Raw genomic sequence first — 24,082 nt, 5'->3', positions numbered from 1 at the left:
AAGAAGAAGCAGCGTCGTCGGTCGCCGCCCGTTCAGTCGGCAGAGACGACGCCTGCGTCCGCGGGGGTGTCGTCCGTGTCGGCCGACCCGGCGACGCCAGCGACCCAGTTCACCGCGATGATGACGAACCCAGCCTTCGCCACCACGTCGAGGTAGACGAACACGAGTACCTCCGCCGATGGGAACAACAGCCCCAGTCCCGCGGGGCCGAGCAGCCACACGACCGGGTACAGCGTCCACAACACGACCGTCAGGTTGCGGAGTTTCGCGAACGTCGCGAGTCGCCGGGCGTCGGTCGTGCCCGCCCGCGCCGGGAGCGTTCGGATCAAGTCGCGCGCGAGTGCGAGAAACGCCACCCCACCGGCGGCGAAGGCGGCGAACCGAATCGGCGTCGGCAGGACAACCGCCGCGATACCCAGCAGGATGACCGCTGCGTCGAGTGCGAGGACGCGACCGAGCGTCCGGCGGTCGGCGTCGGCCAACAGCCACAGGTAGCCGACCAACAGCAGCGTCGTCACCAGCCAGTCGGCGTACCGCAGGCCGTACAGCGGGCGGCCGTCGACGGTGACCGTCCCGATACCGAGCGCCATCCCCGCGTACGCGAGGGCCGCGATGCCCGTGATGCCCGCGAGCGCGAGGTAGTGGGTTCGTCGCTCGGAGTCGACCAGCAGTTGCCACAGCGGCGGCACCGTCCCCAAGGCCATCCCGGCAAAGCCGAGCCACAGCCACAGGTCCGTCGTGAACGCCGTCATCAGTCGTCAGCCTCCGTGTGGCCGCGGGCAGTCGTCTCCAACGTCGCGCCGGCGGCGACGTCGAACTCCGTGAGGAGGCCCCGGAGCCGTCGTGCCCGCGTCGCGAGGTCGGTCGCGGCGGTGTCGACGTCGGCGAGGGCGGCCGTCTGCTGGTCGGTCGCGGCCGCGGCCTCGGCGGCCTCGGCCGTGGTCTCGTCGCCGATGGCGGCGACTTCCTCGACCATCCCGACGACGGACTCGGCGGCCCCGGCCTGTTGCTCTGTCGCGCGTTCGATCTCCGAGAGGTCGTCGTCGATGCCGTCGACGTGCCCGGCGACGGTCGACAGCGAATCGATCGCTCCCTCGACCGTCTCCGCGCCCGCCCGCACGCGGTCGTCGGTCGCACGCATCCCCTCCACGGCGTCGCCCGTGCGGGCTTGCACGCGGTGGATGCGCGCCTCGACCGCCTCCGCGGACTCTTTCGTCTCCTCCGCGAGCGACTTCACCTCGTCTGCGACGACGGCGAACCCGTCGCCGCCCGCGCCGGTGCGGGCGGCCTCGATGGAGGCATTGAGTGCGAGCAGGTTCGTCTGCTCGGCGATGTCGCCGATGACCTCCGCGATCTCACCGATCTCGGCCACCTCGTCGTCCAACTGTTCGAGTTCGGCCATCGTCTCGGCCGTTCGCTCGCGGACAGCGTCCATCTCGGCGAGCGCTTCCTCGGCAGTCTGTTGGCCGGACTCGCCGGCCTCGCTTGCGCTGCTCGCGCGTTCAGAGACGGAGACGACCGTCGACGCGACCTCCTCGGCCGACGCCGACAGGTCCGACATCTCGGCTTCGACGTCGTGGAGGTGACCGGTCTGTTCGTCCGCACCGTCTGCGATTTCGTCGACGGAGACGGCGACCGACTCGCTGGCCTCGCGAACCTCCGCGGCGTTCGTCTCGGCGACCTCGGCCTCGTCGACGACGCGGCCGGAGAACCGCTTCACGTCCGCGATGGTGTCTTCGATCGCCGAGACCATCTCGTTGAACGCCTCGCCGACCGCACGCATCGCGGCGCTGTCGGTGTCGGCGTCGACCCGGCGGGTGAGGTCGCCGTCGGCGACCGACCGCATCACCGCGCCGTACTCGGCGGCGGTCTCCTCGACGGCGTCGGCGCTGGCCTGTGCGCTGGCACGGGCGCGTTCGGCCTCCGCACGTGCGTCGTCGGCCTCTGCGATCGTCGAGCGAAGCGAGTCGCGCATCGTCTCGACGGAGTCGACGACCCGACCCACCTCGTCGACGCGGTTCGTCTCCATCCCTGCCTCGTAGTCGCCACCGGCGATGGCGTCGGCGGTGTCCGCGAGTCGCCGGAGAGCGACGACCGTGTTCGACCCGATGGTGACGCCGACGACCGAGAGGCCGACGACGGTCAACAGGATGAGGCCGAGAATATTCGAGGTGACGCGGTCACCGAGGGCGTACGCCTGTGCCGCCGGCGTTCGCGTGACGACCGTCCAGTCGGTCGAGACGACGTTCGCCGACGTCATCACCTGCCCGTCTCGCTCGACGAGGTCGGACGCACCGAGCAGTGCATCGGCGGCCGCGAACGCCTCGCCAATCTGCGACGCGTCCGGGTGGACGACGAACTCGCCGTCGGCGTCCACGACCATCGTCTCCGTGCCGGAGGTGCCCGCGAGCGCCGACGCGTGCGTCTCGATGTTCAACATGTAGATGACCGCGCGGTTCTCCGCGCCCGGTACCGGCGAGACGACCGCGACGACCGGGTGGTCAACGACGGGCACCTCGAACGGGTCGGTGACGTGCGTATCGTCGGCGCCGTCGAACGTCGGCGGGGTCTGTGCGAACGGCGCGCCCTGGTCGGCCGGACTGACGCCGACCATCTTGTCGCTCGTCGACGCGACGATGCGCTTGTCCGCGGTGTCGTAGTAGTGGACCGCGGCGACACCGGCGGGAATCGCACCGCTCACCTGCAACTGTTCGAGGTGACCGTTCACCCGGTCGAGGTCGCCGGAGACCATCGCCGGGTGTTGGGACGTGAGGACGGTCTGCTTCTGAACGCCGCTGAGCCACGTATCGAGCGTGTCCGCCCGAACCGCGGCCGTGGTCGACAGTTCCTCGTCGACGTCTTGCCGCAGTTGCGCCTCCGTCTGCGCCTGTACCACCGCACCGAAGGCGACCGTGAGAACGACCACCACCAGCAACGCGACCGTCAACTTCGCCGCGTATCGACGGCGAAGTCTGTCTGGGACCAACGACCCCCAGACGTCTGTGAATTGCATCGCGTGAGACACCGTCGTCGGGCGTATGAAAGCACGTACCCGAGTATCACAATTGAATCACAGAGTGTGTCGGACACTCGCCGTCGCTGGCGGGCGCAGTCGTGGCCGGTAGCGGGTGTCGGCTACAGTCCGGTCGGGTGGTCGATGTAGCGCGTCTCCAGGCCCCACTCGTCTGCGAGCGCCTGCAGCGACCGGACGCCGAACGTCTCGGTGGCGTAGTGGCCCGCGAGGAACACGTTGACGCCCGCCTCGCGTGCCTCGTGGTACGCCTTCCCCTTCCCCTCGCCCGTGACGAGGGCGTCGAGGCCGCGGGATTCAGCCTCGCGAAGCCAGTCGCTGCCGCTCCCGGTGACGATGCCGACGGTGTCGATACGGTCGGGGCCGAACGGAAGCACCTGTACTCCTTCGCCCGCGTGGTCGAGGTCCGCCGCCAGCGTGTCGGCGACCGCCTCGCGTGTGAGTCCGTCGGGTGCGACACCGGCTTGCCCGACGTGTTCGGGGCCCATCTCGCCGAACGGGTCGCGGTCGACGAGGCCGAGGGTGTCGGCGACGCCGGCGGCGTTGCCCAGTTCCTGGTGGCCGTCGAGGGGGAGATGCGAGACGTACAGGGCGACGTCGTTGGCGACGAGCGGTTCGATGCGGTCGTACTCGCGGCCGGTCACGCGGTCGAGGCCGCCCCAGATCATCCCGTGGTGAGTGACGAGGAGGTCGGCCCCCCACTCGATGGTTTCCCGCGCCGTCGCCTCGACAGCGTCGACGGCGAAGGCGACGCGCGTCACGTCACCCTCGCGTGTGCCGACTTGGAGGCCGTTCGGCGAGGCGTCGAGGTCGCTGTACGCGTCGGTGTCGAGTGTCTCGTCGAGTCGGTCGACGAACGTGGAGCGTTGCATACGGCGGCGTTCACGCTCCGGGAATATGTAGTCGGCGCGACGCTGTCAACGACGGTGGATTACGGCGCGTCCGCCGTGCCCGTCGCGTCGGCGGCGGCCGCGGCGTGGGCGTACACCGCCGCACGGAGGAGTTTGCCCGCCAGCGCCGCCGCCTGCCCGTCGTCGCGGTCGTTCACTTCGACGGCGTCGATACCGACGCAGTGGGGGGCGACCGCGCGGACGGCGTCGCGCATCTCTCGGGGCGTGAGGCCGAACGGCTCCATCGTCCCCGTACCGGGCGCGAAGCCGGGGTCCGCGCCGTCGATGTCGACCGAGAGGTACACGTCGCGGTCGCCGAACGCTGGCTCCCAGTCGGCCACGTCTTCGGGGGGGACCACAGTCACGTCGTCGTGGTCGGCACGCTCGAACTCCTCGGGTGAGCCAGTTCGAGCGCCGAGGACGACCACCTCGTCGACGGTGGGGTAGTCGTCGGCTCCGTCCCCGCCCGCGTAGCCGTCCAAGCAGCGGCGGACGACGCAGGCGTGGTTCAGCGGATTGCCGTCGTAGGCGTCACGGAGGTCGAGGTGCGCGTCGAGCGTGACGAGCACGTCGGGGTCGGTGGCGCGCACGCCCGCCCACGTGACAGTGTGTTCGCCGCCGAGGAGGAGCGGGACGGCGTCGTCGATGACCGCCGCGCGAAGCTCGGCGCTGAGGTGGTCGAGATAGTCGTCGACGGCGTCCCACGCGGGGACGTCGCCGGCGTCGTGGACACCGAGGTCGGAGAACGAAGCGTCGGTGTGGTGGTCGTAGTCGTCGTAGGTGGCCGCGAAGCGGCGGATCCGCTCGGGGCCGAAGCGAGTGCCCGGCTGAAACGTCGTCGTCGCGTCGAGTGGCGCACCCGTCAGGACGTACGCCGCCTCCTCGCGGTCGGCGACAGCACCGGGAAAGGTCACGAGCCGATCAGACGACCTTCCGCTGGCCCTCGTACTCGAGGTACTCGATGTTCTGGTCGGGCTGGAAGTCCTCGTCTTCGGGCACGCGCATCGTGAACGTCTCGTAGGTGTCTAAGTCCATCACCTGTGCGTCGTCGCCGGAGACGCTGACGACCTGACCCTGTTTCCGCTGGATGATCGGCACCCACACCTTCGCGTCGACCGGCTGAGAGAGCGACCGCTTCTTGCCGTCGAAGACGCCCTTGCCCTCGATACGGGCCTTCGCGCTGCCGTGTTTGCCCGGCTTCGCGGTGCTGTAGGCGTTAATCTTGCAGGGGGAGTCCTCCATCATCACGTAGCTCCCCTCCTGAAGTTCGCGGACCTGCTTCTGCTCTCGAGGCATACCTCGCGATTTCCGTCGCCGCCGTATAAACGGTTTGATAGCGTCCAGCGACGGCTCACGGGTGAAACGACGGCGATGCTACGTGAGGTTGCGACTCGGACGCCGAACGGTCGGTGCTACTCCCCTAGCTGGGCAGGCCGCCGCTCTCGTCGGCCTCACCGGCCGCTGAGTCGTCTTCGAGTGCGACGACCACATCTCCGGGGCCACTGAGTTCGACGATGGTCCCCTCGTATCGGAAGGCGATGACGATTCCACCGGGGCCGTGCGGCGGATACAACGAGTCGAGTGCGTCGGGTTCGACCGTCTCGAAAAGGGGGGAGAGGTCGACGGCGCGACTGTTCGTCGCCGCGGCGACACTCTCGACGACGCGGACGCTCACCGGTTCGGTGTCGCCGTCCTCGTCGTACGGGTACTCGGTCACCGCCGACGAGTCGAACCCAGTGAAGCGATCGTTTCTCCCAGGGTCCTCGATCATAGCTGACCCTCTTGTCGACTGTCGACCGTTCGCTCGAACGTCTTGGCGGGTTCGTACAACAGGGCCGGCGCTTCGCGCGCGAACGTCGTCGGGACGACGACACCGTCGTCGCGTCGCCACGTGATGAGATCTGCGTCGAGCAACTTCGGCAGGTGGACGTGTCGAAGTTCGACGAGTGCGTCGTCTAACGACTCCCGATCGGTGCCCTCACTTTGCAGGTGCCGTGCCAACGACTCGGTCTGTACTGGCCCAACGGTCTCGCGGGTGAGATATCGGAGGAGTTCCCGGCGATGGATGTGAGACAGCGCATCATAGATATTTGACCAATTTTGTGGTCCCCGACCAGTCATAATAGAGTATCTGTTCTAGCCCTCACGAAGCCCTGTCGCTTGTTATGTAATGCTCTTTAAGTAATCGGCCGACCGTCGGCCGCGTAGTCACTCCGAGACGGCTTCCAGTTGTACGAGCGTCTGTTTGAGCACCTTGTTCGCGCCGCGGCGAATGGTCTCGGAGACGGACTGTTCGGAGACGTCGAGTTCGGCGGCGATGTCCCGCAGGGTCGCCCGCCGCGGCACCTCGAAGTACCCGCGTTCGATAGCCAGCGAGAGGACGCGCTGTTGGGTCTCGGTCAAGCCGAACGGACGTTCGCGTTCGCCCTCGTGAAGTCGGTACAGGCGGGTCATCGTGATGTCGATGCCGCGGTCGTTGAGGAACTCGTTGAACTCCGCCACGCGGTTTTGGTCCTCGAATCGGATGCGGAAGAACCACTGCCCGGTGCTGTTCGCCTCGAGGATGGTTGCGTCGAACGCCGCCATCGCGTAGATGAGGCTCCGGACGTCTTCGCTCCACTCGACGCGATACAATCCCCGGTTGCCGACGACGTCGAGCGGGACGACTTCCTCGACGTAGTCGCTGGACTGGATAGCCTCCTCGAAACTCGCGAGGTCGTCACCGCGGACCCAGATGTACGGCATCACCCGCTGAGAACTCGGCACCACGCGTTCCATCTCGACTTCGATGTCGGAGGCCCGCGACAGCACCTGCCCGAGGACGAACTGCTCGGGCGCGACGGTGAACTCCGCGATGACTGCCATACGATGAGTACGCCGTAGCGGGTATTCAACTCGATTGTTCGGTGAACGGTCCACGACGACGCGAGGCTACCGGCGTGGGTCTCAGTCGCCGCTGCTTCGCCCGGCGGCCCCCCGTTCGTTCTGGACCAGCCCGAACTCCACCGGATCTGGCACGGCGCCTGCCGTCGGGTCGAGGGACCACGTCGGCAGTGCCATCGCGAACTGACTCGCCACCACGCCCCCGTCCTCGGTCGTCGTGAGACCGCTCGCTTCGAGTTTCGGGAGGTGCACGTGACGCAGGCGGACGAGGTGCTCCTCGACAGCGTCGGGTGGACCGTCCCCGGTCAACACCACCGCGAGGTCGTGAGGCGAAACCGGCTCCGCTGGAGCGTCGGTCAGGTGGACGAGCACACGCCGCCGCTCGGCGTTCGCGAGTGCGTCGAATACGGTCGACCAGTCGGGTGGGGTCTCCAGTGTCACACCAGTAAGAAGATTCGTCCCCACCAGTAGGTGATGCTTGTCATATCAGCGTCTTATATACTAGTGGACGAACGATCACGAGGTTCCGGAACGGATCGTTCGCTTCGCCGGGCCACCGGACGTATTCGTTCTTCGGGGCCGGTCACCGTGCACGATTCCGGTAGCGTGGAACTACCAGTCGATGACCGCGTTCTTCCGCCAGAACCGCCCGCCCGGCCCCGACCGGAACCGTGCGAGCCACGTCGGCGTCTCCGCGCCCTCGGCGGGGGTTCGAGGAGCCTCTTCGCCGCCCATCTCGGTGTGGACCCAACCGGGACACACCGAGTTGGCGATCAACCCCTCGTCGGCGTACTCGCCGTGGAGATACTTCGTCAGGCCGTTCAGCCCCGTCTTCGTCACGCGGTAGGACGGCGATCCACCCGACTGGTCTTCCCCGAGCGCACCCATCCCGGAGGAGACGTTGACGATGCGGGGCGTCTCCGTGCGCAACATCGGCGGTACGGCGTACTTACACAGCAGCATCGGCCCGCGGAGGTTCACCGAGATGGAGTGGTCGATGTGGTGCGTCTGCTCTTCGTGAAGTGGGTTCCCGAAGTGGCCGACGCCGGCGTTGTTCACGAGGATGTCGAGACCGTCCTCGGTCTCGCCGATCTGGTTGAGTGCGTCCTGGATGTCGCCCTCCTGGCTCACGTCGAGAGTCACGCGTTCGTACTCGTCGGGCAGGTCGTACGTGACGCTGCGCACGCCCGCGTAGACGGTCGCGCCCAAGTCCGCGAGGTTCGCGGCGATCTCCGCACCGATGCCGCGATTCGCGCCGGTCACGAGCGCCGCCTGGCCGGTCAGGTCGTCGTACAGGTCCGGATCGGGCGTCCCGCCGTCGGCGACGAGGTCGGCGTCTCGAGTCGCGTCGTGGTCGGTCATACGTCTCCTTCGGGCCGGGGGGGATTACGGCGTTTCGACCCGGAGCGAGCGGAACTGCTCGCCCGTCCACCGGTACGCGACGACGTCGTCGGGCGCGACGATGCAGTAGACGTAGCCAACCCACGTCGCGCGATCGCGGTCGACCGACGACGGCGACGCGGGGCCGCGTGGGTGGGTGTGGTAGAAGCCGACCACCGCTAGCCCCCGCGTTTCGGCGTCCTCGACGACGGCGACGGTCTCGGTCGGATCGAGTTCGTAGAATCGTTCCGGGTCGGCGGCGACGTTGTCGACGGCGACGGCCTCGACGACGCGGTCGGCTAGCGGGTCGCCGACGTCGGGGGTCGTCTCGTCGTCGCTGTCGGTCGCTCGGTCGCCGAGGAGGACGCCACACACCTCCTGTGGTGCGCCCGCGGCCCGTCGCTCGTGGAGGGTCTCGCGGACCGCGGACGGAAGCAGGAGGCGGTCGGCGGGCACGCCCTACTCGAAGTCGCGGCGCATCGCAATCTCGAACCACGGGCACAGGCGCAGTTGACGGTACCACTCGGGGTGCTCGTGGAGGTGTTCGTAGTCGACCCACAGCAGCCCCGCAATCTCGTCTTCATCGGGGTCGAGGGTGGTGTCGTCGAGCGTCACCTTCAGCACCGCACACACCTCCCACTCCAGGCCGGCGTTCTCGAAGTAGCGCTTGTACTCGAAGCGGTCGGTCACGCGCAGGTCGTCGTACTGGTCGGGCGTGACGCCGAGTTCCTCCTCCAGACGGACGGCTGTCGCCTCTTCTTGTGACTGTCCCTCGACCGGATGGGAGGCGACGGTGCCGTCCCAGTGCGTCCCCCACAGGCGCTTGCCGGGGGCGCGCTGGCCGAGGAGGAGGCGACCCTCTCCGTCGAAGACGAGGCAGGTGAACGCCCGGTGGCGGATACCGTGCCCGGTGTGGGCTTCCAAGCGATTGACCGTCCCCTGCGGGTTGTCGTCGCTGTCGACGGCGATAACGTCTTGAAGCGCGTTCTCGTGTTCCGTCTCTTCGCTCGCTCCGGCGTCGCTCGCGCCGGCGTCGTCCGTGCTCATACGGCGTGGGTCGTAAGCGCGGACTATGACGGCTTCGGTCGAATCCGGCCACGTCGCTCGTTCGGCGGCGGCGACCCAGCGGCAACTCTACGGCGACTCGACGGGGACCCGGTGGCGGCGCTCAGCGAACGTCCGGCGGGGTCTCCGGCGGGTGCGGGTCGTAGTCGTCGCCGACGCGGAACCGCATCGCGCCCGGGCGACACGCGAACTCGACGTGGCGACGCTCGACGAGTTCGCCGTCGAGCGAGAACTGCCGGGGTCTGCTCGCGTCGACGACCAGCGACGGGACCTTCAGGCGCGTCAGGTGCGACGCTCCACGTCGAAGGAGTTTGTCGAGTGCGCCGCGAGCGAGATAGTCGTACGTGGGGGCGTCCTCGACGACGACCACGTTCAGTCTGCCGTCTTCCATATCCGCCTGTCGGCGCTCCTCGCCGGGGAAGCGCCGCCCGTTGCCGACCAACAGCATCGCGGCGGTCCCCTCCCACACCGGGTCGCGTTCGGGACCGGCACGCACGTCGAGTTCCAGTCCTTGGAAGTCGCGGGTGTGTGCGAGCGTCGACACCACGTACGCGAGGACGCCGAGGCGACGCTTCGACTCGGGGTTGGTCCGGGCGCTCGACTCGGCGGTGAGACCGCCGACACAGGAGTTGAGGAACGGGCGCGGCGGCGTCGGGTCGTCGTGGTCGGTCGTCGTCCCGGCGGGGAGGTCGACGCTCCCGAGGTCGATGCGGCGTGACTCGCCGTGATCCAACACCTCGAAGGCGTGTTCGACGCCGCGGATACCGACGTTGTCCGCGAAGTCGTTGCCCGTGCCCGCGGGGACGACGCCCACCTCCGTCTCGTCGAGGCGACCGGCGTCGTCGACGCCGCGCACCACCTCGTTGAGCGTGCCGTCGCCGCCACAGGCCGCGACGAGGGCCGCACCCTCGGCGGCGGCCTCGCGCGCGAGGTCGTACGTCTCGCCGCGTCGTGTCGAGTCACGGACGTCGTAGCCGCGGTCGCGGGCGATATCGGCGGCGCGGACGCTCCGCTTTCGGTCGCCACTGTTCGGGTTACGGACGAGGACGCGCATACGTCACCGCCCGCCCGCAAGACCAAAGCCCTGCCGGGGAGTCTCCCCGGCGTGACCGTCGTCGCCGTCGACCTCCACAGCCACAGTCGCTTCTTCCACGCGAACCCCGGTCGCCCGATGGCGTACGACCCGGTCGGCCTGCGAACAATGACACTCGCGGCCCGTCGCCGCGGCCTCGACGCGCTTGCGGTGACGAACCACGACTACGCCTACTCCGCGGAGACGACGTTCCCGACGGTTCCCGGTATCGAGGTGTCGACCACGCGCGGGCACGTCTTGATCGTCGGCTCGAATCCCCCCGGACGAACGACGCCGGGCGAGTTGACGCCGGCGGAGACGGTCGACCTGGCACACGACCGCGACTGCGCGGCGATCCTCGCGCACCCGTTCCGCGGCAGCACCGCCCGCAAGAGCGGTGCGGCCTTCGACGCCGTCGAGATCAACGGGAAGAACCCCGAACACGCCGACCGCACCCGACGACTCGCCGACCGTCTCGACCTCCCGTTGGTGGGTGGGAGCGACGCGCACTACCCCGTCGAGGTCGGCCGCGCGTACACCGCGGTCGACCTCGGGGACGACCCGCTGACGCCGCGTTCTGTGGCGGCGGCGGTGCGGGACGGGCGCGTCGACCCGGTGTTGCGGTACGACCGACTCCAACGAGCCATCGACCGCGCGTACACGGCGGTCCACGAGTGGCGAGGAGCGAGACGGACGGCGTCGACACCGACCGACGCCGAGTGAGGAGCGCCGGATCAGCCGAGTCGCTCGTCGAGAATCAGGCGCGTTTTCGTCCCCTCTATCTCGTCGAGTTCGCGGGCGCGGGAGATGAGTTCGTTCACCGCGCGAGTGTCGACGCAGTCGACGATGAGGACGATGTCCTCTTGGCCGGACACCTGCCAGACGAAGTCCACCTCCTCCCAGTCGGCGAGTCGCTCGGAGACGGCGCTGGTGTTGACGTTCATGTCGACCGATATCTCCACCATCGCCTTCACGTTCCCCGTGCGCGTCGTGACGGTGAAGCGTTCGATCACGCCCTCGTTGGTCATCCGGTCGACGCGGTTTCGCACCGTCCCCTCGCTGGTCCCCACCTCGTCCGCGATCTCCGTGTACGGCGTCCGTGCGTCCCGTCGAAGGAGGTTGAGGATGCGCCGGTCGAGGTCGTCCATACACGGTGTTGTGCGAAGCGCGGCATAGAGATTACGAAATTCGTAACGTATCTTCGAACGACGCACTTATGATGCGGCCCGTATTGTGCTTCTCGTAATGGCGGACGCCTACGTTGCCCTGGCCGACGGCCGTGTCTTCGAGGCACGCGCCCGCGCGCCGGGCCGGACACGTGGTGAACTGGTGTTCACGACTGCGTACACAGGGTACGAAGAGTCGTTGACGGACCCCTCGTACGAGGAACAGGTCCTGACGTTCTCGTACCCGTTGATCGGGAACTACGGCGTCCGAGCGGAGCGATTCGAGTCGGATCGTGTCCACCCCAACGCTGCCGTCGCCCGCGAACTCACCGACGACGTCGCAGCGTGGCTCGAGAGCGAGGGCGTGCCCGCGGTCGACCACCTGGACACCCGCGAGTTGGTGACGAGCGTGCGCGAAGAGGGTGCGATGGCGTGCGGTATCGCCGCCGGCCCCGACGCCACGCCCGAAGCCGCGAAAGCGGAACTGGACGAGTGTGTCGGGATGTCCGACCACCTCGACATCGGCAAGCAGGTGTCGACAGACGAACCGTACACGGTCGACGGCGGTGGCGACTACGACGTCGCCCTCGTCGACTGCGGGATGAAGGGCTCTATCGCCTCCTCGCTCGCCGAACGCGGCGCCGACGTCCACGTCCTCCCGTACGACGTCGACGCCGAGACGGTCGCCGACCTCGACCCGGACGTGCTGTTCATCTCGAACGGCCCCGGCGACCCCGCGAACTTCGCGGCCGCGACCGACCTCGTGCGGGAGTTCACTGGCGAGGTACCACTGGCGGGCATCTGTCTCGGTCAACAAATCGTCGCCCGCGCGTTCGACGGCGAGACGGAGAAGATGGCGTTCGGCCACCGCGGCGTCAACCAACCCGTCCGCGACCTGGAGACTGACCAAGTCGTGATGACGACGCAGAACCACGGTTACAGTGTCGCCGACCCCGGCGACCTCGAAGTGACGCAGGTGAACGTCAACGACGACACCGCCGAGGGCCTCAAGAGCGACGAGTTCGAGGTCATCACCCGGCAGTATCACCCCGAAGCGAACCCCGGCCCGCACGACTCGCTGGGCTTCTTCGACGAGGTGCTGTCGCTGGTCGGAAACGGGTCGCGCCACACCGTCACCGCAGACTGAGTCGGCTGTTCGCTCCACCGTTTTCACCGCGTCGCTTCGACAGCGAGTACCTTCTTCACGGATCGTGTCATCTCGTCGAGTATGGCAACGAATGACGCGCCCGACGAGTTCGTCGAAGCCGTCTCGCTCGACACGCTCCGCGATGACGGACGCGCGCTCACGTCCGTCGATGGCACGCCAATCGCCCTGTTCCACCACGAGGGCGAGGTCCGTGCAGTCGACAACCGCTGTCCGCATATGGGCTTCCCGCTGACGGAGGGGAGCGTCGACGAGGGCGTCCTCACCTGCCACTGGCACCACGCCCGCTTCGAACTCTCCTGCGGCGACACGTTCGACCCGTGGGCCGACGACGTAGATACGTATCCGACCGAGGTGCGCGAGGGGACTGTCTACGTCTCACCTGCCCCGCGCCGCTCGGACCCGCCAGCGGTCCATTGGCGCGAGCGACTCGATGACGGCCTCGAACAGAACCTCCGACTCGTCCTCGCGAAGTCGGCGGTCGGCCTCATCGACGCCGACGTCGACGCCGCCGACGTCCTCGAACGTGGCGTCCGCTTCGGCGTCGACAACCGCGCCGACGGCTGGGGATCGGGGCTGACCATCCTCGTCGCCCTCGCGAACCGCCTCCCCGATCTGGAGGACCAAGACCGCAAGCGCGCGCTGTATCAGGGGCTCTCACAGGTCGCCAGCGACGTCGACGGCCAACCGCCGAAGTTCGACCAGGAGGCGTTTTCCGCGACGGACGTGCCCTTCGAGCGCCTGCGCTCGTGGTTCACCGAGAACGTCGAGGTACGCGACCCGAACGGTGCAGAGCGCGTCCTCCGAACCGCCGTCGCATCCGGCTACGGTCCCGAACGCCTGACGGAACTACTCGTCACCGCCGCGACCGACCACCGCTACCTCGACACCGGCCACACGTTCGACTTCGTGAACAAGGCGACAGAGGCGCTCGACATCGTCGGCTGGGGCGACGAAGAGCGGACCGCGGACGTTCTCGCGTCGCTCGTGCGCGGCCTCGCGACTGCCGACCGCGCCGAGGAACGGTCGTCGTGGCGCCAACCGATCGACCTCGCGTCGATGTGTTCGGAGACGTTCGACCGCCTCGACGACCTCGTCGCCGAGGGCGAGGGAGAGTCGTGGACAGAACCTGACGACTTCACCGAGCGTCTCCACTCGTCGGACCCCGAACTCGTGTTCGACGCCATCGAGGAGGCGATTCGGGAGGGTGCGAGCGTCGAGGAACTGGCCGACGCGGTCGCGTTCGCCGCCGCGAAACGGGTGGCGCAGTTCGCGACGAGCAACGAGTTCAGCGACTGGAACACCGTCCACCACACGTTCACCTTCGCCAACGCCGTCCACCGCGCCGCCGAGCGCACCGATGCGACGGCGCTGTACCGCGGCGTCGTCGACGCCGCCGTCAACGTCTACCTCGACCGCTTCCTCAACACACCGCCCGCCCCGGAACCGACCGGCGACCCCGACGCTGACCCCGACGAAGCTATCGAGCGACTCCACGCCGCCTTCGAGCAACAGGGGAGCGTCGAACAGGCCGCCACCGCCGTCGCAGACTTCCTCGCCGCCGACGGCGACGCCGACCGACTGAAGGCCGACCTTGGGACCGCACTGCTCGTCGAGGACACGAACTTCCACACGTTCCAGGCGTACGAGGCCGCCTGCAGGCAACACGACCTGCGCTCGGACCCCGAGCGACAGCGAACCTGTCTGGTCGCCGCCGCCCGCTACATGGCCGCACACTACCCGACGCGACGCTCGCGCGAGCAGACGTTCACCATCGCGGCGCGACTGCTCAGAGGTGAGCGAGTCCACGGCGGAGACGACGCGGGCGGCGCGGAGGAGGCTGACGCCGCCGACTCCGTCGCAGACGACTGAGCGGGCGTCCCCGGTCGCCGCCGATTACGGGTGGTCGACGGATCGCCGGACTACCCGGTGTCAGTCGTCGCTTCCGGTCACCTCGTCGCCGCTCCCGTCTGTTCGCGCGGTGTAGGCCGCCCACTCGGCGTTGACCCGGTCCATCGCCGAGCGCGGGAGGTCGTCGAAACTCCACACGCGGTGGTCGGCCCGGACACAGCGCCCGCGGTACTCGTGACCGTGGCGTTCGACGTGGACGGCGTCGAGACCGGCGTTCCACGCCGCGCCCACGTCGCTGTCGCCGTCGCCGAGGTAGACGCCGCGCTGGCGGGCCGGGTCGACGCCGAGGTCGTTCATCGCGACCCGGAGCGGACCGGGGTCCGGTTTCCACCCCGTCTCGTCGGAACACGAGAGGAACGTGTCGAACTGGTCTGTCAAGCCGAGGCGGTCGGTGACCGGGCGGGCGAGGAACTCCGCACAGTGGGTCACCAACCCGAGCGGCACGTCGCGGCGACGCAGGTCCGCGAGCAGTCTCGCGGCGTCGTCGTGGAGGTAGGTCGCTTCGGCGCGCGCCTGCGGGTCCTCCACAGCGTGAAACGCCGGCCAGAACGCTGTGGGATCGAGCCCCCACTCGCGCAGTTGCGGGTCGCGCGCGCCGGTGAGGCCGTGCCACAGCAGTTCCGCCTGTCGGTCGGTGAACTCGTAGCCGATTCGGGAACCGACGCGGTCGAACACTTCGCGAGTGTACGACCACTCGGCGTCGACGAGCGTGCCGTCGAGATCGAACAGCCAGAAGTCGTATGTTTCGGGGACCATCCGAGACCGCTGAGTAGGCCCTATTGGTTGTTATATGTTCGCACCCTACTAGCCGGTTTGCCGATACCTACCACGCGACGGCGTGGGGATTCACTCACGAGTGGGTGAACTGTGGGAACCGACGCTCAGTCGTCGCTCGCGGAGTCTCCGTCGGGTTGGGAATCGCCTACCCGGATCGAGGAGCCGAAGTACTTGTGCAGGGTGTCGCGGACGGAGTCCGACCGGAACGCGTCGAGGTCGGCCTCGATAGCCGCACGAAGCGCTTCGAGGTACGCCTCGTCCGTCTCGAACTCTCGAAACGTCGCCGACAGCACCTCGACGCCGTCGGGAAGTCGATCCGCACACAGGCGTCGCGCGTGTTCGGTGTCGTTCGCTTCTCCCCGCCAGAGTGCGTCGCGAAACAGTCGCCACCCCTCCGTGCCGGGTTCGGGCGCGGGAATGCGGAGTGTCGTCTCGAATCGCTCGGGGTCGATCCGCGCGCGACGCGGCGAGAGGGTGAACGCCACGCGGAACACGTACGCCGCCTCCACGGGTCACCCCGCGAGTTCGTTCAGTCGGCCCGCGAGGTCGATGTCCTTCTCGGTGACCCCGCCGGCGTCGTGGGTGGTGAGACGGACCTCGACCTCGCGCCACTCGACGGTCATCGTCGGGTGGTGGAACGCCTCCTCGGCGAGGCCGCCCGCACCGGCGGCGAAGCCGACTCCCTCCAGATACGAGTCGAATTCGAAGGTGCGAACGATCTCGTCGGCGTCGTGGTCCCAGCCGTCGGGCAGTTGTGCGTCTATCTCGTCGGCATCGAGTACGTCACTCACGAAGAGAATGTCGCCGTCCGCACACAAAAGCGTACCTCGCGGTCCGACGGTGCGGTTATCGCTGACTGGCGGCCGACGCCAGCGCCGATTTCGCGTCGTCGAGCAACGATAGCGTCTCCGCGCCCGCAGACAGCACCGGATACGTCGACGACAGCGACTGGTACAGGTAGTCGAACCAGTGTCGGCGGTCTCCCTCCTCGTCGTGGATCCGCCCCTGCCGGTCGGTCAACAGCGTCTCCACGCGATGTTCGTGCCACTCCAGCCGCTCGTAATCGCCCACGAGGTCGGTGTAACTCGCGTACGAGAGGTCACGGTCGAACACCGCTTCACCCGCGTCGATGGCTGGTTCGAGCGTCGACTCCGCCTCCGACAGCGCCGACTCCTCGGTTTCGAGTTTCGAGAGCAGTTCCGACCGCTCCTCGCGTGCCCGTTCGGCACCGCCCGCCAGCGTCGCCTGGAGCGGCGGCGTCAACGCGCCGCCGTCCTCGACGAGTGCGCCCGCGACGGCACCAGAGAACTCCTCGGAGACGTTCTTCGCCAGCGTCTCGTCGTACTCCTCGCCGTAGTGTGCGGTCGCCATCACCGTCTCGCGGTACGCTCGCCTCGCTTCGGTGAGGCCGTCGCTCCCGGCACCCCCCGCAGTCGCCGTCAACACGTTCGTCCCCCCACCTGTCGGCGTCGCGCCCGCGATGTCGGTCGCTTCGAGTTGCACGACCCGCCGCCGGAACTGCTCGAACGCGTCGCGTTCTGCACGTGTCCGAACCGACTCGCGTGCCAGCGCCTCCCGTGCGCTGTCGAGACGAGCGAGGACCGCACCGACCGCGAGGAGAAACGCCGCTGTCAACCCCAAGACGACGAGTCCCACAGCCAGTTCCGGCCTCCCACAGCCGGTGAACTGACACATCGATTCCACTCCCTGTTCGACCGGTGCGGTCGAGAGCCGACCGACACCGTGTGCGGACCCCTGCATATGCAGACGTGCGCTGGCATCGCACATCATGCTTTCCCCTACCACAGCAACCTGAAACAAACCGAGACACAGCGAGAACAGAGCCGACAGTCAGTCGTCGGAGACCTGGTCGAGAACGTGCTGCGGAACCTCGTCGGCGTCGGTGACGCCGTCCGGTATCGGCGCGTCCTCGGGCACGGCAGGAGCGGAGTCGAACTCGGGGTCAAACAGTTCCATCGCCGTGTGGATGGTCGTCCAGTCGTCTTCGGCGGCGGCCTCACGCAGACTCTTCGTCGGCGCGGCCAGCAGTTGGCCGACCAGGGCGTCCGCCAGTCCTTCGACCGTCTCGCGCTGGTCGTCGGTGAGGCTGCCCTGCGACTCAAGTTTCGAGAGTGCTTCCTGGAGTTCCCGCTGTTTCGTCTGCTCGGCCGACTCGTACATCGCGGAGACGGCGTCGTCGGCACGCTTGCGCTTGAACTCCTGGAGGAGGCGTTCGAACTCCGTGTCGATGATGGACTCGACGGCCTCGGCAGCCGCCTCCCGGCGCTTGCGCGTCTCGCCGGTCACGGTTTCGAGGTCGTCGATGTCGTGGACGACGACCGCCTCGTCGCCGGCGTCGGGGTCCACGTCGCGCGGCTGTCCGAGGTCGATACACAGCGTCTCGCCGGCGCCGGCGAGCGTTTCGTCGTCCACGATCGGCCGCTGTGCGCCCGTCGCCGCGATGAGCAGGTCCGCCTCGGTGACGACCCGCGACACCGCATCGAGGGAGACCGCCACCGCTTCGCTCCCGAGGTCGGCGACGACGTGTTCGGCCGACGACAGCGTTCGATTGGCGACGACGATTCGAGAGACGGGCGAGGCGTCGAGCGCACGGGCCGCGAGCGTCCCCATCTCGCCAGCCCCGACGACCAGCGCCGTCACGTCCGCGAGGTCGATGTCGCGGGCAGCCAACTCCACCGCCGCAGAACCGAGCGACACCGAGCCCTCGTTGATCGCAGTCTCGGCGCGGGCGCGCTTGCCCACCTGCAGCGACTTCGAGAGCGCGTCGTCGAGGACGCCACCAGAGAGGCCACCTACGTCGCGGGCGAGTTCGGCGGCGTCGCTCAGTTGACCGAGGATCTGGTCTTCGCCGAGGACGAGCGACTCCAGACCGGCGGCGACGCGCATCAGGTGCCGCAGCGCCGCGTCGTGGTCGAGGTGGACGATCGCTCCCTCGCGAACCTCCGGCGCGAACGACTCCAGCGCCGCACGACAGGTAGCGGCGTCGTCGCCCGCGACGTACGCCTCGGCGCGGTTGCACGTGTGGAGGACGAACGCCTCCTCGATGCCCTCACGGGCGAGGAGGCCCGACACCAGCGTCTGCTCGTCGCTCGCCTGCGCGGACTCGATCTCGTCGACCGAGGCGAGCGTATGTGTCACGCTCACTCCCGCGATAACGCCGGTATCAGTCATTGATCTCCTCCATAACTCTATCTGCTTCCTGCCGGGGATTGGGCACTCCCTCTTGTAAAGCCTTCCAAACCGCCGACGAGGAGACGACCGCGCGAACCGCCTCCCGTCTGTCGGTCGGTGGCACCTCGGCGGCTTTCAGATCGGCACGAATCTCCGCGAGGAGGTCGGCCATCGCCCCAGCCCCGTCAATTTCGGCTTCGATCCGTTGGCGGAGCACCTTCGAGAGCGCCGGCGCAGCCCCGCCAGTCGCCACCGCCGCGACCACGGACCCATCTCGAACGGTCGCCGGGACGACGACGCTGCCAGCGTCTCGACCCCCGGATCGGTCGGCGCGGTTGACCAACGCGCCCGACTCGCGTGCGGCCGCCTCCACCGCCTCGTTGACCGCGTCGTCGCTCGTCGCTGCCACGACCAGCGCCGGCGCGAGGCGATCCACCCACTCGTGGACCGCCGCCGCGTCGGGCGCGGCACGGACGAGTTCCGCGTCGCCGAAGTCGGTGTCTGCAAACTCCGGACTGACAACGACCGTCCGCGCCTCGCGAGCGAACCGCCGGGCCTTCCGCGCGCCGACTGGGCCGCCGCCGACGACGAGAACGGTCTCGTCGGTGAAGTCGTGGAGCAGGGGGATCACGCTGTGGCCTCCGCGTCGCTCGGCACTCGAAGGGGAGTGGGCGCGAGCGTCGGGTCACCACGAGATGGCTGTCGCATCGACACCTCAGGCGTCGGGAGCGTCGGTCGTCGTGTGCTCGCCGTCCTCGCGGACCTGCGCGTCGGCGCGTTCGTCGAGGCGGATGCCCGTCTTCTTCAGGATGCGCGAGGAGAACAGCGTGTCCCAGTCGTCGTCGTCGACGGTCCAGAACTCGCTCATCGTCTCACGAACCTCCTCGATGCGCGCCTCCGACTCGGCCTCGCTACGCCCGTGCGTCATCGCGAAGAAGTTGTACGGCCACACTCCATCGTGGCGCGGGCGGTGATAACAGTGCGTAACGAACCCCAGCGAGGCGACCGCCGGGCCGACCTCCCCGAGCAACTCGTCAGGTACGTCCCAGACGGTCATCCCGTTCTCGGTGTACCCCAGCGCGTAGTGGTTCGGGATGACGCCGACGCGACGTACCTTCCCCTCTTGGTTGAACCGCTTGATCGTCTCGATCACCCACTCGACAGGCTGGCCGACCGCGTCGGCCACGTCCGCGTACGGCGTCTCGGTGATCGGGAGTCCACCCTGAATCTCGACTACGAGGTCTCGTTCGCGAGCGGTGATCCCCCGCGTCGTCGAGGGCGTCACCTCCGGCCCAAGGTGCGACAGGTCAAGGTCGCCGTCGCTCACCGGGCCGTCGAGGAGGAACTTCGCGCCGACGTGGAACTCCTCCTGTTTCGGGAGGTTGTACGTCTCCTGGCCGGTGGCATCCTCGATGTCGGACAGCACACGGTCGACGGCGTCCGCCTCGGCCACGCTGACGACGAACCACATATTCAGGTGGGGATGCTCGCGCTCGTAGTTGTGTGCCACCTCGCGGAAGTCGTTGACCGTCTCTGCGACCTCGTCGTAGCGCTCCTCGGGCGCGTGCATCGCCACGAGCGTCGCCGTGCCGCCGATCGCTTCGGCGTTCACCAGCGCCCCGAACCGCGAGAGCACGCCTCGTTCGTCGAGGTCACGAACCGTCGCGAGAAGCGTCGCGGCGTCGACGTCGACGCCGCGGTCGGATAGCGCCGCCGCCGCCGGTTCCCACGGTCGCTCGACGACCGGAAACCCGCCTTGGAAGGCGTTGATGACGGCGCGTTCGAGCGTCGAGAGGTCGACGTCCGTGCCGACGTTGTCCATATCAGCCATCGGGACGCCGTGAGGATAAGCGTCGCGTTCCCCGAACACGCGGACGTGAGCCGATTCGAACGTGAACGCCGTGGAGCCTCAATCTTCGTTCGAGTCCACGTACGCCCCGGCGTCGACGGGCCCCTCCGACCTCGCGTCGGCGGCGCTGGGCCCGGTGTCGACCTTCGGTCCCGCCTCGTGGGCGTCGGCGTCCACCTCGGCGGCGAACGGCCGCGCTCCCACCGCACCGAGTGCGAACGCGAGCGCACCGAAGTGGTCGCCGACGGCGACCCGACCGCGGTCGGCGTCGTACTCGACGGCGTTCGCCTCCGTGAGACGCGGCAGGTGCGTCTGTCTGAGCGAGACGTACACGCGCTTGCGCTCCTCGTAACTCGGGTCGGCCCCGAACTCGCGGGCCGCGACGGCGTCGGTCACGGCGCGGAACTCGACGCCGCCGACGCCGTCGGCGACCTCGTCGAGATGCTCGATGACGTACCGGCGGCGAACGCTCGCGAGCAGTTCGAACACACGCGACTTCGAGAGCGGATCGCCGGTCTCGGGTAACGCGTCGAATTTCGCACGCGACCACCGGTAGGCCCACTCCGAGGAATCACCGTCCATCATAGCTCGTCGTCGTCGGTACGCAGGAGCACCCGGTAATAGCCGTTTCGACAGCGCACTGAAAAGGTCCACGTGGGGTTGGTGCCCGCGGGCGGTGTGGCACCGCCACGGTGGTCGGGGCCCGACTACCACCGTGTGGTGGAATGCCGTGTGGATGCCGGGATGGTGGTGCCGGTCCCATCGGTTGTTTGGGATGGGACATAATATGTAAGCGGCGCTTACTATAATCTGGCCGATACGTTTCGGTCAGCAGTCACGGCACGAGCGTCACTGCCTCGACGCCGTCGAGCGCGGCGACGTCGTCGCCGAGCGACTCCTGGTCGACGCCCGCCTCGTAGTAGAACACCAGGTCGAACGTCCCCTGCCGGAGCAGTTGCTGACACTCCCAAACGAACTCCTCGTCGTCGAGCGTCAGCCCTTGGAACTGGTTCGACGCAAAGTCGGTGTCGTCGTTGCCCGCGTAGATGTACGTCTCACCTTTCCCCGAGTGGTCGGCGATGACCTCGTTGAGGTCGACGGTGAGTTCTTGCATCTCGAGGTCTTCCTGCCCGCCCAGCGAGGTGTGGACGACCATTCCGAGCAGCTCGATATCGCCCGGTTCCAGCAGCGCTTTCGTCCGTTCGTAGAGGTCGCGATCGATGGTGTCGCTCATACCCGCCGCTCCGGGTGTCGTCGGGATACGCGTGGCGATTTCCTCGTGGGCGGGTGCGTTCCCGGTTCGCGTGCCTGGGTCGGCCGCGCGCGCCGCTCGCGGGTCGTCCCTCCCCGCTCGCGTTTCGCCGCCTCCTTCCGGTCGGCCGCGCACGCCGCTCACGGTTCGCTCCGCTCACCGTTCACCTCGTGGCCTCACTCGCGCCGCTCGTTCGGCCACGCACGCCGCGCATCTTTTTACGCGCCCTCGCCGACGTTCACGTATGAATCTCACCCTGAAATTCTTCGCCACCTTTCGGGAGGCCGTCGGCTCGAAGATCGTCGAGCAGTCGTTTCCCGACGCCACCACCGTCGGCGACGTGTTGGTAGCGCTGGAGTCCGAGTACGAGGGACTCGCAGGGAACCTGCTCGTCGACGGCGACCTGAAACCGCAGATCAACGTCCTACTCAACGGCCGTGAAGTCCTCCATATGAATGGGGTCGAAACCACCATCGACGACGGTGACACCCTCGCCGTGTTCCCGCCGGTCGCGGGCGGCGGCGTCGACTGCGAGACGGGGATCAGTGAACCCCGAACCGACGGCGGCGACGACACCGAGACGCGCGTGGAGGCGTACCGCGGCATCTCCCGCCGCCTCGCGGCCCACTACCTCCGGAATCTCGGCGGCGACGCCGACGGCCCCGACGAAGACGTGACCGACGTGACCGGCGACGGCTGGCGCGCCAGCCTCCGCGCCGAGAAGGTCAACGCCATCGGCAGCATCACGCTCACCGAGGTCACGGTCACGTTCACCGGCGATCCCGCCGTGTTGGACGACCTCCTCGACCGATTCGAGCAGAAAGCGATGCGAGCGGGTGGGTGAGCAGGTGAGCGACGACCCGTCCGGGCGAACCGGTGAGTCGAACGGCGCGAGCGACGCCGCCGTCGACCCGGAGTACGACCCCGAGATGCGAACCCGCGGCCACCCCATCGACAGCAACGCCCTCCTCATCGCGGCCGCGAAAGCGAGCGTCGGTCCGGGTCGCCTGCCGGAGTTGCTGCGCGAGACCGACGAGTACCTCCGCGCACACGTCGACGAGTACGACCGTCGCTACGAGTGCGTCGACCGCGACGAGGACACGGGGACGGCGACGTACCTCGTCCCGGACGGCCACTGGGACGAAATTGGCGCAGATCTGTCGCTGGATCGCCGCGAGTGCGACGCGCTTCGCCGTGCCCACGAGCAACACCTCCTCCGCGTCGGCACGCAGCGACGGCGCAGACGTGAGTTCGAGTCGGCGCTGGAACTCCGGGACGCGGTCGTCGTCTCCGGGTAGTCGACCAGGCAGTATCCCACGCTATCGACCGGAACCGACGCCGCCTTTTGCGCGGGCGCACCCCTCGGCGTATGGACAGTCTGCTCCCCCCGGACCTCCGTGACGGCGTTCGCGACGCGCTCCCCCTCTTGCTCGGGATCATTCCGTTCGCGCTCGTGGCGGGCGTCGCCGGCATCGAGGCCGGACTGACGCCGGTGCAGACGGTCGGTCTCTCCGTCGTCGTGTTCGCGGGTGCCTCACAGTTGGCGATCATCGACCTGTTGAGTCGCGACGCCGCCCTCGGCGTCGTCTTCCTCACCGCCATCGTCATCAACCTCCGAATGCTGATGTACTCGGCGTCTATCGCACCGTACTTCCGGCGACTCTCCGTGCGGGTTCGAACCGCCTGCGCGTACCTCCTGACCGACCAGGCGTTCGCACTCTCGCTGGCGCGGTACACGACCGACAGCGACCGTGACACGGCGACTCGCCGACCGTACTACTACCTCGGCGTCGCTCTCACGCTGTGGGTCGTCTGGCAGGCGGGCACGGTCGTCGGCGTCGTCTTCGGCGCGGCCGTCCCCGACGGCTGGCGACTCGGCTTCGCCGTCCCCCTCGTCTTCCTGGCGCTCCTCGTCCCCGCCGTCTCGGACGCGCCGAGTCTCGCTGCCGCCGTCGTCGCCGCCGCCGTCGCGGTCGCCGGCGCGGGCCTGCCGTTCAACGCGGGCCTCCTCGTCGGTGCAGTTGTCGGCGTCACCGCGGGTCTCGTCGCCGAAGCAGTGTCCGACCGCGACGCGGCGGCCGCGGACTCCGGAGGTGACGGCTCGTGACGACCACCTACGGCCCGCTTTCGGTGTGGGGCGTCGTCGTCGCCGCCGGCGTCGCCACGTTCGCTATCCGCCTGTCGTTCATCCACCTGTTCGGCAGCATCGACGAGATACCCGACTGGTTGAAGCGCCCACTCACCTACGTCCCGCCGGCGGTGTTCGCGGCACTCGTCGCACCGTCGTTCGCACCCGCGTCGGCGTCGCTCGCGGCCGTCGTGACGCCCGAAGTGGTCGGCGGTCTCGCGGCCGTGGTCGCCGCGTGGTACACGCGCGACGTGCTGTGGACGGTCGCCGCGGGGATGGTCGGCCTCCACCTCGCGCGATTCCTGCTGTGAGTCGGGGACG

30 protein-coding genes and 1 pseudogene are annotated in these 24,082 nt (G+C 68.3%); 8 read left to right on the top strand and 23 right to left on the bottom strand.

Features of this window, described 5'->3' with window-relative positions:
• Window positions 1–32: 32 nt before the first annotated feature.
• From P0D77_RS04850 to P0D77_RS04790, 13 genes are all read right to left on the bottom strand, one after another.
• Window positions 33–752, bottom strand: a complete 720-nt coding sequence (locus tag P0D77_RS04850) for a bacteriorhodopsin (protein ID WP_277555090.1) — start codon at window positions 750–752, stop codon at window positions 33–35.
• On the bottom strand, window positions 752–3,013 hold the full coding sequence (locus P0D77_RS04845) for a methyl-accepting chemotaxis protein (protein ID WP_277555088.1): 2,262 nt from the start codon (window positions 3,011–3,013) through the stop codon (window positions 752–754). Before P0D77_RS04845 ends, P0D77_RS04850 begins: the two co-directional genes overlap by 1 nt.
• A 122-nt stretch (window positions 3,014–3,135) precedes the next feature.
• Window positions 3,136–3,903 carry a Nif3-like dinuclear metal center hexameric protein gene (locus P0D77_RS04840; protein WP_277555087.1) on the bottom strand — a complete coding sequence of 256 codons (768 nt, stop codon included), beginning with the start codon at window positions 3,901–3,903 and terminating at the stop codon, window positions 3,136–3,138.
• A 59-nt stretch (window positions 3,904–3,962) separates the two neighbouring features.
• Window positions 3,963–4,835 carry an agmatinase gene (gene speB / locus P0D77_RS04835; protein WP_277555086.1) on the bottom strand — a complete coding sequence of 291 codons (873 nt, stop codon included), beginning with the start codon at window positions 4,833–4,835 and terminating at the stop codon, window positions 3,963–3,965.
• Between the two features lie 7 nt (window positions 4,836–4,842).
• Window positions 4,843–5,217, bottom strand: coding sequence for a translation initiation factor IF-5A (locus P0D77_RS04830; RefSeq protein WP_277555085.1), 375 nt, complete (start codon window positions 5,215–5,217; stop codon window positions 4,843–4,845).
• Between the two features lie 124 nt (window positions 5,218–5,341).
• Window positions 5,342–5,692 (bottom strand): HalOD1 output domain-containing protein, encoded by a 351-nt coding sequence (locus P0D77_RS04825; protein WP_277555084.1) that lies wholly within the window; start codon window positions 5,690–5,692, stop codon window positions 5,342–5,344.
• Window positions 5,689–6,042 carry a DUF7344 domain-containing protein gene (locus tag P0D77_RS04820; RefSeq protein WP_277555083.1) on the bottom strand — a complete coding sequence of 118 codons (354 nt, stop codon included), beginning with the start codon at window positions 6,040–6,042 and terminating at the stop codon, window positions 5,689–5,691. Before P0D77_RS04820 ends, P0D77_RS04825 begins: the two co-directional genes overlap by 4 nt.
• Before the next feature lie 87 nt (window positions 6,043–6,129).
• The gene (locus P0D77_RS04815; RefSeq protein ID WP_277555082.1) at window positions 6,130–6,786 is read right to left on the bottom strand and encodes a helix-turn-helix domain-containing protein; all 657 of its coding nucleotides are present in this window, start codon (window positions 6,784–6,786) and stop codon (window positions 6,130–6,132) included.
• 81 nt (window positions 6,787–6,867) lie between these two features.
• Entirely contained in the window at window positions 6,868–7,245 is a 378-nt protein-coding gene (locus P0D77_RS04810; RefSeq protein WP_277555080.1) for an ArsR/SmtB family transcription factor, read from the bottom strand.
• A gap of 171 nt (window positions 7,246–7,416) precedes the next feature.
• Entirely contained in the window at window positions 7,417–8,166 is a 750-nt protein-coding gene (locus P0D77_RS04805; protein ID WP_277555079.1) for an SDR family NAD(P)-dependent oxidoreductase, read from the bottom strand.
• 24 nt (window positions 8,167–8,190) lie between these two features.
• Entirely contained in the window at window positions 8,191–8,640 is a 450-nt protein-coding gene (locus P0D77_RS04800; RefSeq protein ID WP_277555078.1) for a desampylase, read from the bottom strand.
• A 3-nt stretch (window positions 8,641–8,643) separates the two neighbouring features.
• Window positions 8,644–9,231 carry an NUDIX hydrolase gene (locus P0D77_RS04795; protein ID WP_277555077.1) on the bottom strand — a complete coding sequence of 196 codons (588 nt, stop codon included), beginning with the start codon at window positions 9,229–9,231 and terminating at the stop codon, window positions 8,644–8,646.
• Window positions 9,232–9,352: 121 nt separating this feature from the next.
• On the bottom strand, window positions 9,353–10,303 hold the full coding sequence (locus P0D77_RS04790; protein WP_277555076.1) for a diacylglycerol/lipid kinase family protein: 951 nt from the start codon (window positions 10,301–10,303) through the stop codon (window positions 9,353–9,355).
• 51 nt (window positions 10,304–10,354) lie between these two features.
• On the opposite strand from P0D77_RS04790, the gene P0D77_RS04785 reads away from it, so the two are divergent.
• Entirely contained in the window at window positions 10,355–11,044 is a 690-nt protein-coding gene (locus P0D77_RS04785; protein ID WP_277555075.1) for a PHP domain-containing protein, read from the top strand.
• Window positions 11,045–11,055: 11 nt separating this feature from the next.
• Here the strand turns inward: P0D77_RS04785 and P0D77_RS04780 are convergent, their stop codons facing one another.
• On the bottom strand, window positions 11,056–11,469 hold the full coding sequence (locus tag P0D77_RS04780) for an Lrp/AsnC family transcriptional regulator (RefSeq protein ID WP_277555072.1): 414 nt from the start codon (window positions 11,467–11,469) through the stop codon (window positions 11,056–11,058).
• 97 nt (window positions 11,470–11,566) lie between these two features.
• Here P0D77_RS04780 and carA point away from each other — a divergent pair, with 97 nt between their 5' ends.
• Window positions 11,567–12,634: a glutamine-hydrolyzing carbamoyl-phosphate synthase small subunit gene (gene carA, locus P0D77_RS04775; protein ID WP_277555071.1), complete on the top strand. Its 1,068-nt coding sequence runs from the start codon at window positions 11,567–11,569 to the stop codon at window positions 12,632–12,634.
• Between the two features lie 81 nt (window positions 12,635–12,715).
• Window positions 12,716–14,524 (top strand): Rieske (2Fe-2S) protein, encoded by a 1,809-nt coding sequence (locus tag P0D77_RS04770; RefSeq protein WP_277555070.1) that lies wholly within the window; start codon window positions 12,716–12,718, stop codon window positions 14,522–14,524.
• Between the two features lie 60 nt (window positions 14,525–14,584).
• Here the strand turns inward: P0D77_RS04770 and P0D77_RS04765 are convergent, their stop codons facing one another.
• The 9 genes from P0D77_RS04765 to P0D77_RS04725 all read right to left on the bottom strand — a co-directional run bounded on the left by P0D77_RS04765 (window position 14,585) and on the right by P0D77_RS04725 (window position 21,615).
• Window positions 14,585–15,319 (bottom strand): HAD family hydrolase, encoded by a 735-nt coding sequence (locus tag P0D77_RS04765; RefSeq protein ID WP_277555068.1) that lies wholly within the window; start codon window positions 15,317–15,319, stop codon window positions 14,585–14,587.
• A 125-nt stretch (window positions 15,320–15,444) separates the two neighbouring features.
• On the bottom strand, window positions 15,445–15,849 hold the full coding sequence (lwrS, locus tag P0D77_RS04760; RefSeq protein WP_277555067.1) for an LWR-salt protein: 405 nt from the start codon (window positions 15,847–15,849) through the stop codon (window positions 15,445–15,447).
• Between the two features lie 3 nt (window positions 15,850–15,852).
• Window positions 15,853–16,131 carry a 4a-hydroxytetrahydrobiopterin dehydratase gene (locus P0D77_RS04755; RefSeq protein WP_277555066.1) on the bottom strand — a complete coding sequence of 93 codons (279 nt, stop codon included), beginning with the start codon at window positions 16,129–16,131 and terminating at the stop codon, window positions 15,853–15,855.
• A gap of 55 nt (window positions 16,132–16,186) precedes the next feature.
• Window positions 16,187–17,101: a DUF7260 family protein gene (locus tag P0D77_RS04750; protein WP_277555065.1), complete on the bottom strand. Its 915-nt coding sequence runs from the start codon at window positions 17,099–17,101 to the stop codon at window positions 16,187–16,189.
• A 90-nt stretch (window positions 17,102–17,191) separates the two neighbouring features.
• A complete protein-coding gene (gene hemA / locus P0D77_RS04745) occupies window positions 17,192–18,532 on the bottom strand; it encodes a glutamyl-tRNA reductase (RefSeq protein WP_277555064.1) in 1,341 nt (446 codons plus the stop codon).
• Entirely contained in the window at window positions 18,525–19,163 is a 639-nt protein-coding gene (locus P0D77_RS04740; RefSeq protein ID WP_277555063.1) for a precorrin-2 dehydrogenase/sirohydrochlorin ferrochelatase family protein, read from the bottom strand. The genes hemA and P0D77_RS04740 overlap by 8 nt, the downstream gene beginning before the upstream one ends.
• Window positions 19,164–19,247: 84 nt before the next feature.
• Window positions 19,248–20,354 carry a siroheme decarboxylase subunit beta gene (gene ahbB, locus P0D77_RS04735; RefSeq protein WP_277555062.1) on the bottom strand — a complete coding sequence of 369 codons (1,107 nt, stop codon included), beginning with the start codon at window positions 20,352–20,354 and terminating at the stop codon, window positions 19,248–19,250.
• An 87-nt stretch (window positions 20,355–20,441) separates the two neighbouring features.
• Entirely contained in the window at window positions 20,442–20,966 is a 525-nt protein-coding gene (locus P0D77_RS04730; RefSeq protein ID WP_277555061.1) for a DUF7344 domain-containing protein, read from the bottom strand.
• A 250-nt stretch (window positions 20,967–21,216) separates the two neighbouring features.
• Window positions 21,217–21,615, bottom strand: coding sequence for a DUF5778 family protein (locus P0D77_RS04725; protein ID WP_277555060.1), 399 nt, complete (start codon window positions 21,613–21,615; stop codon window positions 21,217–21,219).
• Between the two features lie 262 nt (window positions 21,616–21,877).
• Between P0D77_RS04725 and P0D77_RS04720 the strand changes: the two are divergent.
• From P0D77_RS04720 to P0D77_RS04700, 5 genes and pseudogenes are all read left to right on the top strand, one after another.
• Window positions 21,878–22,153 (top strand): annotated as a pseudogene (locus P0D77_RS04720) (ubiquitin-like small modifier protein 1); the annotation flags it as partial.
• Window positions 22,130–22,477, top strand: coding sequence for a MoaD-like domain-containing protein (locus tag P0D77_RS17765; RefSeq protein ID WP_490396534.1), 348 nt, complete (start codon window positions 22,130–22,132; stop codon window positions 22,475–22,477). The pseudogene P0D77_RS04720 and the gene P0D77_RS17765, both read left to right, overlap by 24 nt.
• A gap of 4 nt (window positions 22,478–22,481) precedes the next feature.
• The gene (locus P0D77_RS04710; RefSeq protein ID WP_277555058.1) at window positions 22,482–22,931 is read left to right on the top strand and encodes a DUF8048 family protein; all 450 of its coding nucleotides are present in this window, start codon (window positions 22,482–22,484) and stop codon (window positions 22,929–22,931) included.
• A gap of 71 nt (window positions 22,932–23,002) precedes the next feature.
• Window positions 23,003–23,740, top strand: a complete 738-nt coding sequence (locus P0D77_RS04705) for an AzlC family ABC transporter permease (protein ID WP_277555057.1) — start codon at window positions 23,003–23,005, stop codon at window positions 23,738–23,740.
• Window positions 23,737–24,072, top strand: coding sequence for an AzlD domain-containing protein (locus P0D77_RS04700; protein ID WP_277555056.1), 336 nt, complete (start codon window positions 23,737–23,739; stop codon window positions 24,070–24,072). The genes P0D77_RS04705 and P0D77_RS04700 overlap by 4 nt, the downstream gene beginning before the upstream one ends.
• The last annotated feature ends 10 nt before the right edge of the window (window positions 24,073–24,082 follow it).

The organism is Halobaculum limi (assembly GCF_029490015.1).
GTDB classification, from domain to species: Archaea; Halobacteriota; Halobacteria; order Halobacteriales; family Haloferacaceae; genus Halobaculum; species Halobaculum limi.
The sequence above is the reverse complement of the archived record's forward strand: the minus strand, read 5'-3'. Positions and strand labels throughout refer to the sequence as shown.